Origin of the sequence: uncultured Plantibacter sp. (assembly GCF_963518075.1) — a bacterium.
Taxonomy (GTDB): domain Bacteria; phylum Actinomycetota; class Actinomycetes; order Actinomycetales; family Microbacteriaceae; genus Plantibacter; species Plantibacter flavus_A.
The window spans coordinates 314,703-325,011 of record NZ_CAUQHZ010000002.1 but is presented as its reverse complement, the minus strand read 5'-3'; the positions used below and the strand labels follow the sequence as shown (position 1 = coordinate 325,011).

The 10,309-nt window shown below is 70.2% G+C and carries 12 protein-coding genes and 1 other RNA gene; 5 read left to right on the top strand and 8 right to left on the bottom strand.

Translation table 11 applies throughout. The features are described 5' to 3' along the window. Positions 1–116: 116 nt before the first annotated feature. The 4 genes from rnpB to RWN05_RS05210 all read right to left on the bottom strand — a co-directional run bounded on the left by rnpB (position 117) and on the right by RWN05_RS05210 (position 2,806). Positions 117–483, bottom strand: an RNA gene (gene rnpB, locus RWN05_RS05225) — RNase P RNA component class A. Positions 484–554: 71 nt separating this feature from the next. After that, on the bottom strand, positions 555–1,292 hold the full coding sequence (locus RWN05_RS05220) for a zinc ribbon domain-containing protein (protein ID WP_064293761.1): 738 nt from the start codon (positions 1,290–1,292) through the stop codon (positions 555–557). A 44-nt stretch (positions 1,293–1,336) separates the two neighbouring features. Next, complete coding sequence (locus tag RWN05_RS05215) at positions 1,337–2,152, bottom strand: Nif3-like dinuclear metal center hexameric protein (RefSeq protein WP_079002450.1); 816 nt, start codon at positions 2,150–2,152, stop codon at positions 1,337–1,339. Between the two features lie 36 nt (positions 2,153–2,188). Next, positions 2,189–2,806: a LysE/ArgO family amino acid transporter gene (locus RWN05_RS05210; RefSeq protein ID WP_064293759.1), complete on the bottom strand. Its 618-nt coding sequence runs from the start codon at positions 2,804–2,806 to the stop codon at positions 2,189–2,191. Positions 2,807–2,874: 68 nt separating this feature from the next. Here RWN05_RS05210 and RWN05_RS05205 point away from each other — a divergent pair, with 68 nt between their 5' ends. The 3 genes from RWN05_RS05205 to RWN05_RS05195 all read left to right on the top strand — a co-directional run bounded on the left by RWN05_RS05205 (position 2,875) and on the right by RWN05_RS05195 (position 4,502). Then, positions 2,875–3,774, top strand: coding sequence for a LysR family transcriptional regulator ArgP (locus tag RWN05_RS05205; protein ID WP_071260042.1), 900 nt, complete (start codon positions 2,875–2,877; stop codon positions 3,772–3,774). A 63-nt stretch (positions 3,775–3,837) separates the two neighbouring features. Continuing rightward, positions 3,838–4,257 (top strand): organic hydroperoxide resistance protein, encoded by a 420-nt coding sequence (locus RWN05_RS05200; protein WP_064293757.1) that lies wholly within the window; start codon positions 3,838–3,840, stop codon positions 4,255–4,257. Positions 4,258–4,337: 80 nt separating this feature from the next. Next, entirely contained in the window at positions 4,338–4,502 is a 165-nt protein-coding gene (locus RWN05_RS05195) for a hypothetical protein (protein ID WP_153303432.1), read from the top strand. A gap of 14 nt (positions 4,503–4,516) precedes the next feature. Here the strand turns inward: RWN05_RS05195 and RWN05_RS05190 are convergent, their stop codons facing one another. The 3 genes from RWN05_RS05190 to RWN05_RS05180 form a co-directional block, all read right to left on the bottom strand. Beyond that, positions 4,517–4,756 (bottom strand): hypothetical protein, encoded by a 240-nt coding sequence (locus RWN05_RS05190; RefSeq protein WP_314138810.1) that lies wholly within the window; start codon positions 4,754–4,756, stop codon positions 4,517–4,519. A gap of 133 nt (positions 4,757–4,889) precedes the next feature. Continuing rightward, positions 4,890–5,816 carry an aldose 1-epimerase family protein gene (locus RWN05_RS05185; RefSeq protein WP_079002449.1) on the bottom strand — a complete coding sequence of 309 codons (927 nt, stop codon included), beginning with the start codon at positions 5,814–5,816 and terminating at the stop codon, positions 4,890–4,892. 22 nt (positions 5,817–5,838) lie between these two features. Then, positions 5,839–7,125 carry a kynureninase gene (locus RWN05_RS05180; protein WP_079002448.1) on the bottom strand — a complete coding sequence of 429 codons (1,287 nt, stop codon included), beginning with the start codon at positions 7,123–7,125 and terminating at the stop codon, positions 5,839–5,841. A gap of 71 nt (positions 7,126–7,196) precedes the next feature. On the opposite strand from RWN05_RS05180, the gene RWN05_RS05175 reads away from it, so the two are divergent. Further along, entirely contained in the window at positions 7,197–7,841 is a 645-nt protein-coding gene (locus RWN05_RS05175) for an FMN-dependent NADH-azoreductase (protein WP_079002447.1), read from the top strand. 90 nt (positions 7,842–7,931) lie between these two features. Beyond that, the gene (locus tag RWN05_RS05170; RefSeq protein WP_064293752.1) at positions 7,932–9,503 is read left to right on the top strand and encodes a molybdopterin-dependent oxidoreductase; all 1,572 of its coding nucleotides are present in this window, start codon (positions 7,932–7,934) and stop codon (positions 9,501–9,503) included. Between the two features lie 24 nt (positions 9,504–9,527). Here the strand turns inward: RWN05_RS05170 and RWN05_RS05165 are convergent, their stop codons facing one another. Beyond that, complete coding sequence (locus RWN05_RS05165; RefSeq protein ID WP_079002446.1) at positions 9,528–10,304, bottom strand: SGNH/GDSL hydrolase family protein; 777 nt, start codon at positions 10,302–10,304, stop codon at positions 9,528–9,530. Between the last annotated feature and the right edge of the window lie 5 nt (positions 10,305–10,309).

The window sequence follows — 10,309 nt, the reverse complement described above, 5'->3', positions numbered from 1 at the left end:
CGACGCAGTCGCGGCCGTGCTGGGGTGTGAACGGGTCGACCGGTACGCCGGGTTCCGTCCCAGGCTTGCGCGGGTGTCGCAGTACGGCTCGACGCAGTCGCGGCCGTGCTGGGGTGTGAACGGGTCGACCGGTACGCCGGGTTCTGTCCCACGCTCTCGCGTTTGGACGGCCATCTCTCTCGGGACGACGTTGCCGCCGCCCTCTAGCGGTCTACCCGGGAACTTGGCGAGCAGCCTCAGCGTTCCCTGTTGACCTTGCTCCGGACGAGGTTTACCGAGCCGACCGGGTCACCCCGGTCGCTGGTGGGCTCTTACCCCACCGTTTCACCCTGACCGTGGTCGCCCACGGCGGTCTGTTCTCTGTGGCACTGTCTCGCGGGTCACCCCGGGTGGGTGTTACCCACCGCCCTGCTCTGTGGAGCCCGGACGTTCCTCGGCACCGACACCCGGAGGTCTCGGTGACGCGACCGTCTAGCCGGCCCGTTCACGGAGACGAGTCTACCGGCCCGTGACAGCGGCCGCGGACCGCCGGTGTCGTGCAGCCCGCGTCCGACTCAGATGAGGCCTGACTCGTCCGTCCGGACGACGATCGCGGCGCACTCAGGGCACTGCACGACCTCTTCGGACGGCGCGGCGCGGACGGCCTGGAGGTCGTTACCGGTGAGCGACATCTTGCATGCTCCGCAGGTGCCGGCGCGGAACAGTGCTGCACCGATACCGCCGCGGGCGCGACGCTGGTCGTAGAGTGCCAGGAGGTCGGCGGGGATGCCGGGTGCGAGTGACTCGCGGTCGGCGGTGAGTCGTGCCCGTTCGGCCTCGAGTTCGACGAGTTCGGCGTCGCGCTTCGCGACGACCTCGTCGAGGAGCTCCTGGAGTCCGGCGCGCTCGGCGTCCACCTGGGCGACGGCGTCCTCCGCGGCTTCGACCCGCTCCATGACGTTCAGCTGGATCTCTTCGAGGTTGTTCTGCCGGTTCTGCAACGAGGCGATCTCGCTCTGCAGCGCTTCGACGTCTTTGACGGAGGTCGACGACTGGAGACGGTCGGCGTCGCGCTTCATGCGGGCCGCGACGACGGCGACGTCGGACTCGATGCGCCCGAGCTCGGTCTGTGCGTCGTCGCGGACGCCGACCCGCTCCAGGCGACGGAGGCGGACGGTCTCGATCTCGGCCTGGAGCTGCGCGATGCGCGCGGCCTCGGGGAGGTTCGCCGCGCGGTGGGCGGTGCGCTGCACGCCGGTGTCGATGCTCTGCAGGGTGAGCAACGTCTTCTGGTCTGCTGGGCTGGCTTTCACGTCTGTTCCAAACTCTCGACTCATCACCCTACCGGCCGCGCCGACTACTGGGTGACGACGAAGTCCCACGGGTCGGTACGCATCTCGCTGACCCGGACGTCGAGTCCCGGGAGCTCTCGTCGGAGCGCGTCGGCGGCCCCCTCCAACCACAGCCACTCGCTCGCCCAGTGGGAGACGTCGACGAGGGCCGGCCCGCCGCCGAGGAGTGCCTGTTCCCGGGCCTCGGACGCCGGGTGGTGGCGGAGGTCGGCCGTGATGTACACGTCGGCCGCGCGGACCGCGGGGTGGGACAGGAGCGAGTCCCCCGCTCCCCCGCAGAGCGCGATCCTCCGGACGGCCTGGTCGTAGTCGCCGGAGGCACGGACCCCGGTGGCGGTCGCCGGCAGGATCTCGGCGAGGGCACGCGCGATCGCGCCGAGCGTCGTCTCCTCCGGGAGGTCGCCGACCCGACCCAGCCCGGTCAGGCCGTCGGCGGCAGGGACGATCGGAGCCGGGTCGTGGAGGCCGAGACGTCGGGCGAGGACGTCCGAGGTCCCGTCGACGACGACGTCGGCGTTGGTGTGGGCGGCGATGAGTGCGGCGCCGCCACGGATCAGGCGTGTGATGAGCGACCCCTTGTACCGGTCACCCGCCACGGTCGTGACACCGCGCATCAGCAGCGGGTGGTGGACCAGCAGCAGACCGTCGGGGCGCTCGAGCACCTCGTCGACGGTCACGCCGACCGCGTCGACGGCCAGGAGCACATGCCCGACCGGCTGGTCCGGGTCGCCGACGAGGAGCCCCGGGGCATCCCAGTCCTCGGCTCCGGACAGTGGCCAGAGGCGCTCGACGACCGTGTTGACCTCACGCAGGGTTCTCATCACCCGGCAATCCTAACCAGGCACCCTCGAGCACGCTCAGGGGCGCAGGACGAGCATGATCGCGAGGGCGATCATGACGACCGCGATCGCGACGTCGAGGATGCGCCAGGCCACGGGCTTCGCGAAGACCCCGCGGAGCAGTCGCGCGCCGTACCCCAGCGCGGTGAACCACAGGATGCTCCCGAGGACCGCGCCGGCGGCGAACCACCACCGCCCCAGCTCCCCGTGCGTGTTCGCGATCGAGCCGAGGAGGAGCACGGTGTCGAGGTACACGTGGGGGTTCAGCCAGGTGAGGCCGATGACGGTGAGCACCGCCGCCCTGAGCGAGAGGCTGTTGCCACCACGGTCGGCGGCGAGACCGGACGGGGCGAGTGCACGGCGTGCGGCCAGCAGGCCGTAGCCGAGCAGGAAGGCGGCCCCGGCCCAACGGAGGACGACGAGGACCACGGGGAACCGCTCCACGACGAAGCCGATGCCGCTGACACCGGCGATGATGAGCACCGCGTCGGAGAGTGCGCAGACCAGCACGACGGGAAGGACATGCTCGCGCCGGATGCCCTGCCGGAGGACGAAGGCGTTCTGGGCGCCGATGGCCACGATGAGTGAGAGGCCGAGGCCGAGGCCCGCGATCGCGGCCTGCAGTGCGGAGGTCATCCATCGACCGTAGGACGCGCAGCATGATGAATCCAGTTCAATATTCTGATGAATCGTAAGATCCTCTTATGATGGATTTTCATTTCGAGCAACTGCGGGCCTTCGTCGCCGCGGTCGACCACGGCACCTTCGAGTCGGCCGCCCGGGAGCTGATGGTCACGCCGTCGGCGATCAGCCAACGCATCAAGGCCCTCGAGCAGAGCGTCGGACGGGTCCTCCTGCTCCGGACCAAACCGATCACCATCACGGCGTCAGGTGAGATCGTGCTCCGCCTCGGCCGCGCGGTGCACCTGCTCGGTCACGACGCGGCGCTCGAGTTGCACGCCGACGACGCGCTCACGCCGGCCACCCCGGCGGTGATCCCGATCGTCGTGAACGCCGACTCCCTCGCCACCTGGCTGCTGCCCGTGCTGGCGGACGTCGCCGCCCGGGAGTCGGTCGTCTTCGACCTCGCTCGCGAGGACCAGGACCATTCGACGGACCTCCTCCGTGCGGGCAGCGTCATGGCCGCGGTCACGTCGAACGCCGAACCGGTCCAGGGGTGCACGGTGCGGCCTCTCGGCCGGATGCGATACCGGCCGATGGCCTCACCCGCGTTCGCGGCGCGCTGGTTCGAGGACGGGGCGACCGCTCAGGCGCTCACCGCAGCGCCCGTCGTCGTGTTCGACCGGAAGGACGATCTCCAGGACGCCTACCTCCGACGACGTGGCGTCGACCCCGCCGACCCGCCGCGGCACCATGTTCCGGCCTCGGCGGACTTCGCGACCGCCGTCGGCCTCGGTCTCGGCTGGGGCATGCTCCCGGACGCGCAGTCCGACGCGCCGCTGCGCAGGGGCGATCTCGTCGTGCTCGACGAAACGGGCGGCGTCGACGTCCCCTTGTTCTGGCAGCAGTGGCGACTCCACTCCCGACTGCTCGAGCTCGTCACGACGGCGGTGGTCGACGCGGCTCGATCCACGCTGCACTGAACTCCTGCCGAGAGGTCCCGGAGAAGGTGCACCGGGCACGCACGACGGTGCAAGGATGGAGCAATGGATATCGCGTACACAGCAGTTGCCCATGCCACCGGAGGCGGACGAGACGGACACGTCCGCAGTGAGGACGACCTCCTCGACTTCGACACCCGTCCCCCGAAGGAACTCGGCGGCAGCGGCGAGGGCACCAACCCCGAGCAGTTGTTCGCCGCCGGCTTCGCCGCGTGCTTCCTCAGCGCCCTCCACGCCGTCGGGCGTACCGCGAAGCTCGACACGAAGGACGCCGAGGTGTCGGCCAGCGTCGGCATCGGATCGAACGGTGAGGGCGGCTTCGGCCTGGCCGTCGAGCTCGACGTCTACGTGCCGAACGTGACGCACGATGAAGCCCAGCAGCTGGCCGACCAGGCGCACCAGGTGTGCCCCTACTCGAACGCCACGCGCGGCAACATCGACGTGACGGTGTCGATCGTCGACTGACGAAGCTCCCGCCCGCAAGGGCTGTCGATCGTCGTGTCCGCCGGTTACCCTGGCGGGCACGACGATCGAGAGGAAGCATCATGTCTGATTTCGGGGCGGTCGAAGGCATTCGTGACGAGGGCGCGGCGGCCATGCTGCCGGGGCTCCCGGACGCCGTGGTCGAGGACGAGGCGCTGGATGACGACGCGCCCGCCGAGGACGCCGCGGACGATTCCGGAACGGGTCTCGCCGATTCAGGTGCCTGACGACGGGATCGCGCTCAGCGCAACAGTGACGCGGCGATGACGCCGACGATGCCGAGCTGCAGTGCGAGCACGACACCGATCGTGATGAAGAGCGTGCTCCAGAGGACGATGTTCCCCAGGAGGACGCCCACTAACGCCCCGAACCGTCCGCGCGGTCGAGCCGTCGGCCGCGCCACCTGCAGCCGCTCGGTCTGTGCAACCCGGGGCGTGGACAGGGTGAAGAGGTTCGGGCTGGTGTCCAGGTGCGTGGTCATGCCACAAGTGTCCGTCGACACCCGGGGGCGGCACATCGGACGCCAGGGCGATCATCGTCCCCGCGGCGTCATCCTGTGAGCTGATCCTCCTCCGCCCGTGGGACGGTCGATCGTCCGCCGAACGGCGTGCCGGTCACACCTGCGTGAGTCGGATCCCCCAGGACAGCGACCACCGCTCGTCGGGCTCCAACCATCGGAGTCCGGTCCCGCTGTTCAGCGCATCGGCGGGGGCCGTCATGGGCTCGATGGCGATGGCCTGCGTCGGTCCGTCTGCCGCCGGGAAGTTCTTCGGCGTGTAGACCTGGACGAACCGGAAGTCGTCGTCCGCCCAGAGTTCGACGGTGTCGCCGTCGGGTGCGGTGAGCCGGTGTCGGACGGCACCGTCGACCTGCTGGACCGAACCCAGGCCGACGTCGATCGAGAGGTCGCCCACGCGAGCACCCGAGCGCAGATCGTACGGGGTCCCGTCGATGGGACGGGAGGCGACCGGGATGCGCTGCTCGTCCGTCTCGAACCAGGTGTCGGCGGCCACCGTCACGGTGAGGTCGGCGGTCGGTACGTCGCCGAGCGCCAGGTAGGGGTGAGCACCGACGGCGACCGGCGCGGGGCGACTCGACCGGTTCACGATCGTGTGGGTCACCCGCAGGCCGTCGTCGTCCAACGTGTAGGCGACCGAGGTGTCGAGGCGGAACGGGTAGCCGTGCTGCGGGAACACCGAGGCGAGCAGGGTCACCGCGTGATCGGTGTGATCCCCCGCCCGGTACCCCGTGTTGCGCAGCAGACCATGGGAGGCGTTCCCGGTCGCCGCCTCGGTGACGTCGAGCTGCTGCGGTTCACCGTCGAGCGTCCACCGGGCATCGCGGACGCGGTTGGGCCACGGCACGAGCACCATCCCGCACCCCATCGGGGCGACGACGTCCTCACCGAAGGACTGCACGAGGGTGCGTCCGCCGACCGTCAGCTCGCGGAGTCCGGCGGCGAGTTCGGTGATCGTCGCTCGGACCTCGCCCTGCGGACCGGCGTGGTGGAGACGGTACTGGGTTCCAGAGGCAGCGGGCATGCCGCCAAGCCTACGACGGACGTCAGCCGGGCGGGGTGGAGCCGGGTGAGGCCGTCCACCGGTGGACGGCCTCGGCGATCCGGATCAGCCCGAGTTCGAGCTCGGCGAAGCCGGAGCTCAAGGGGGCGACCCCGATGCGAAGACCGTCCGGGTGCCGGAAGTCGGGGATCACACCCGCATTCCAGAGCAGCGGGGTGATCTCGCGGAACGACGGGTGACCGAGCGTCACATGACCACCGCGACGCGCCGGGTCACGAGGGGTCATCACCCTGACACCGGAGCCTGCGAGGTGCTCGTCGGCCCAGGAGATGGCGAACGTGGTGAGGGCCTCGGACTTCTCCCGGATGGCGGCGACCCCGGCGGACTCGATGAGCGTTAGCGAGTCCTCGAGCGGCAGCATGCCCACGATCGGTGGCGTCCCGCTGAGGAACCGGCGCATCCCGACGGCCGGCTGATAGGTGTCGGCCATGGCGAAGACGTCGGCGGCGCCCATCCACCCCTGGATGGGCTGGAGGAGCCGGTCCTGATGGCGTGCCGCGACGTAGGCGAACGCCGGAGCACCGGGCCCGCCACCGAGGTACTTGTAGGAGCAGCCCACCGCGAGGTCCACGCCCCACCCGTCGAGCTCGATCGGGACCGCACCGGCGGAGTGGCACAGGTCCCAGAGCACGAGTGCTCCCGCCTGATGCGCGATCGCGGTCAGCTCCTCGACGTCGAGCAGCGCTCCGGACCGGTAGTCGACCTGGCTGAGCACGACGAGAGCGGTCCGCTCGTGGACCACCTCGCGCAACTGGTGCGCGGCGACACCGTGGACCGGGTCGGCGTCGATCCATCGCACACGCAGACCGCGTTCAGCGGCGACCCCCTCGATCACGAAGCGGTCCGTCGGGAAGTTCTCCGCATCGATCACGAGCTCGTCGCGCGGAGCGGTTCCTCCGGCAGACGACGTCACGTCGACCGCCGCGCGGATCAGCTTGTACAGCAGCACGGTCGTCGAGTCGGCGACGACCGTCTGGCCGGGTGCGGCACCGAGCACGACCGATCCCAGGCGGTCGCCGAGCGTCAGCGGCAGCTCGAACCAGCGGTCGTCCCACGACCGGATGAGCCTCGTCCCCCACTCCTCCGCGATGAACGACTGCAGCCGCTCCGCCGTGGCCCGCAACGGCCGCCCCAGGGAGTTCCCGTCCAGGTAGGCGACGACGCCCTCGGCCGGGAGGAACGCCGCGCGGTGTTCCGCGAGCGGGTCGGTCTCGTCGAGGACGCGTGCGTCCGGGCGGGCGGAGGTGGCTGGGGCTGGGGCGTCGACCATCCTGCGACGGTAACCGCCACCAGTGCGTGCCGCAAGGAAGCGGACGGGACCCGGCTTGCTAGCGTTGTCGCATGCCCACGCTCCTGCACCTCGACTCCTCCGCCGATCTCGACACCTCCCGGTCCCGCCGGCTCTCGCAGGCCGTCGTGGACGCCTGGTCGAACGCCGACCCCACCGGCGTCGTCGTCCGTCGCGACCTGCACCGCGATCCGGTCCCCCACCTCGCCGACGCGAGTCTCCACTGGGCGCCGGCCGACCGCCGCCCCGGTGCGAACCCGCCCGCCGAGGCCGAGACGCTCCAGCGCGTCCTGCTCGACGAGCTGCTCGGCGCCGACATCGTCGTGATCGGTGCGCCGCTGTACAACTTCTCGATCCCGTCGTCGCTCAAAGCGTGGATCGACCACATCCACGTGCCGGGCGTCACCTCCGCGGACACGGGAGCGCTCACCGGCCGGCCGGTCGTCATCGCCACCAGCCGCGGGATCGCCTACGACGCGGGCAGCCCGACCGAGGGTTGGGATCACGAGGTGCCGGCGCTGCGGACGTTGTTCGGCGGCGCCCTCGGCATGGACGTCCACGTCATCACGACGAGTCTGACCCTCGCCGACCGTGACCCGGCGCTCGCAGCTCAGCGCGAACGGAGCGAACAGGAGTTCGCAGAGGCCCTCCGGTCGGCGTCCGAGACGGGACTGCGGCTGGCCGTCTCGACGGCCTGACAGCCGACACGACGGGCGGACGGCGGATCCGACCCGTCTGATCCGGGCAGTGCTCCGAACTCCTGTCGAGCCACGATCAGGGAGTAGCACATGCCATCGAAGCACCAGACCGGCACCACACGGGGCGGACGACGTCTCGTCTGGTTCGCGGCAGCACTGTCCGGGATCGTCGCAGCAGCGGTGTTCCTCGCGATCGCCGAGCTGGCGGCGCTGTTGTTCGCCCGCGGCAGCAGCCCCCTCCTCACCGTCGGATCGTTCGTGATCGACATCGTCCCGCGGTGGGCGAAGGAGTTCGCGATCGAGACGTTCGGCAGCAACGACAAGATCTTCCTCCTCGTGAGCCTCGGGGTCGCCGTCGTGATCGCCGCGGCGATCGCCGGGGTCCTGCAGCAGATCCGTCCACCGCTCGGTGTCGTGGTCCTATTCGCGGCCGGCGTCTTCGCCGGAGCGACGACCGTCACCCGCGCCGGTGCCACCCCGCTCGCCGTCGTCCCGGTGATCCTCGGTCTCGCGGCGGGCGTCGTGATCCTCATCCTCCTGAGCCGTCGCCTGCCGAAGCGCGCCGCGAACGGTTCGGACGACGAGCGCGCGGCGTTCGACCGTCGAGGCTTCTTCCGCGTGGCCGGCATCGCGGCGGCCGGTGCTGTCGTCGTCGGCGTGGGCGCACGCCTCGTCAACGTCACCACCTCGTCGATCACGGCCGTCCGCGACGCCCTCAAGCTCCCGGCGCCGAAGTCGACCGTCACGATCCCCGACGGAGCCGAGGCGGACGTCGACGGCCTCAGCCCGCTCTTCACGCCGAACGACAAGTTCTACCGCGTCGACACCGCGCTGACCGTGCCGACGGTCGATCCGGCCACCTGGACGCTCACGATCGACGGCATGGTCGGTGAGCAGGTGCAGATCACGTTCGAGGAACTCCTCGCCATGGGTCTCGACGAATACGTCATCACCATGACCTGCGTCTCGAACGAGGTGGGCGGCAACCTCCTGGGCAACGCGAAGTGGCTCGGTATCCCTGTGCGCGACGTCCTCAAGCGGGCGATGCCGGACTCGAAGGCCGACATGGTCCTGTCCACGAGCGTCGACGGGTTCACGGCGAGCACGCCGCTCGAGTCACTCACCGACCCGAACCTGGACGCGATCCTCGCCGTGGCGATGAACGGCGAGCCGCTGCCGCTCGAGCACGGTTTCCCCGTGCGCATGGTCGTCCCGGGCCTCTACGGCTACGTGTCGGCGACGAAGTGGCTGACGAAGCTGACGGTCACGACGTTCGACAAGGACGAGGCCTACTGGACCCCGCGCGGCTACGACGCGAAGGCGCCCATCAAACTCTCCTCGCGGATCGACACACCCCGGATCGACAAGCAGGTTCCGGCGGGCCCGGCGAAGATCGCAGGTGTCGCCTGGGCGCAGACCGTCGGGATCGCCAAGGTCGAGGTCAGCATCGACAACGGCGACTGGCAGAGCGTCAATCTCACGACCGCCATCAACGACGACACCTGGGTGCAGTGGTGGATGGACTGGGAGGCGACGGCCGGCACGCACTACGTCGCCGTCCGCGCGACCGACAAGGCCGGGAACCTCCAGATCGAGAAGCAGGCGCCGATCGCTCCGAACGGATCCTCCGGTTGGCAGCGGACGCTCGTCCGCGTCGGCTGACGGTCCGCGGCTGACCGGTGACGGTCAGCCGCGGGTGTCGACCGGTCGCAGCTGGGCGATCTTCGGTTCGCGACCGTCGCCCGAGGACCGACCGGTCAGACGGCGCCCGATCCACGGGAGCACGTGTTCCCGGTAGTAGGCCGCGGTGCGACGTTGACGCGGACCGGGCGGGGCAGCAGCGACGTCGTCGATCCCCCACTCCTCCGGGACCGGCACGTCGAGCGCCGTCAGCACGTTGCCCGCCACCCGGGCATGGCCGAGGGCGTTGAGGTGCAAGCGGTCCACCGACCAGTACCTGAGGTCGGCGAGCGTCCGGTCAGCCCAGTTGTCGACGAAGGTCACCCCGTCACGCGGATACCGCACCCGCACGGCCTGGGCCAGCTGCTCGCCGCGGCGGGCGAGGAGCGAACCCATCGGGATGTGGGCGGAAGGGTTCGCGCCGCTCAACAGCAGCACGTGGGCTCCCCCGGCGCGCAGACGATCGACCGCACCGTCCAGGCGGTCGGCGACGCCGTCGATCGACACCCGCGGGCGCATGATGTCGTTGCCGCCGCCGTTGAAGCTGACGAGGTCCGGACCCATCTCGATCGCACGGTCCAGTTGTTCGTCGAGGATCGGGACGAGCTTCCTCCCGCGGATGGCGAGGTTCGCGTAGCTGACGGTCTCCGTGGACGCCCGGGCGAGGCCGAGGGCCACGAAGTCCGCCCACCCGCGGAGGGTGCCGTCCTCCCGGATATCCCCGTAGCCCTCACTGAAGCTGTCGCCGATGGCCACGTACCGTCCGAACCCGTGCTGCGTCATACCTG

Coding starts and splice junctions, on each gene's coding strand:
- RWN05_RS05185 (WP_079002449.1), bottom strand. CDS start 5,816: ATGCCCGCTGCCTCTGGAACCCAGTACCGTCTCCACCACGCCGGTCCG.
- RWN05_RS05180 (WP_079002448.1), bottom strand. CDS start 7,125: ATGGTCGACGCCCCAGCCCCAGCCACCTCCGCCCGCCCGGACGCACGC.
- RWN05_RS05195 (WP_153303432.1), top strand. CDS start 4,338: ATGTCTGATTTCGGGGCGGTCGAAGGCATTCGTGACGAGGGCGCGGCG.
- RWN05_RS05205 (WP_071260042.1), top strand. CDS start 2,875: ATGATGGATTTTCATTTCGAGCAACTGCGGGCCTTCGTCGCCGCGGTC.
- RWN05_RS05200 (WP_064293757.1), top strand. CDS start 3,838: ATGGATATCGCGTACACAGCAGTTGCCCATGCCACCGGAGGCGGACGA.
- RWN05_RS05175 (WP_079002447.1), top strand. CDS start 7,197: ATGCCCACGCTCCTGCACCTCGACTCCTCCGCCGATCTCGACACCTCC.
- RWN05_RS05170 (WP_064293752.1), top strand. CDS start 7,932: ATGCCATCGAAGCACCAGACCGGCACCACACGGGGCGGACGACGTCTC.
- RWN05_RS05165 (WP_079002446.1), bottom strand. CDS start 10,304: ATGACGCAGCACGGGTTCGGACGGTACGTGGCCATCGGCGACAGCTTC.
- RWN05_RS05210 (WP_064293759.1), bottom strand. CDS start 2,806: ATGACCTCCGCACTGCAGGCCGCGATCGCGGGCCTCGGCCTCGGCCTC.
- RWN05_RS05190 (WP_314138810.1), bottom strand. CDS start 4,756: ATGACCACGCACCTGGACACCAGCCCGAACCTCTTCACCCTGTCCACG.
- RWN05_RS05215 (WP_079002450.1), bottom strand. CDS start 2,152: ATGAGAACCCTGCGTGAGGTCAACACGGTCGTCGAGCGCCTCTGGCCA.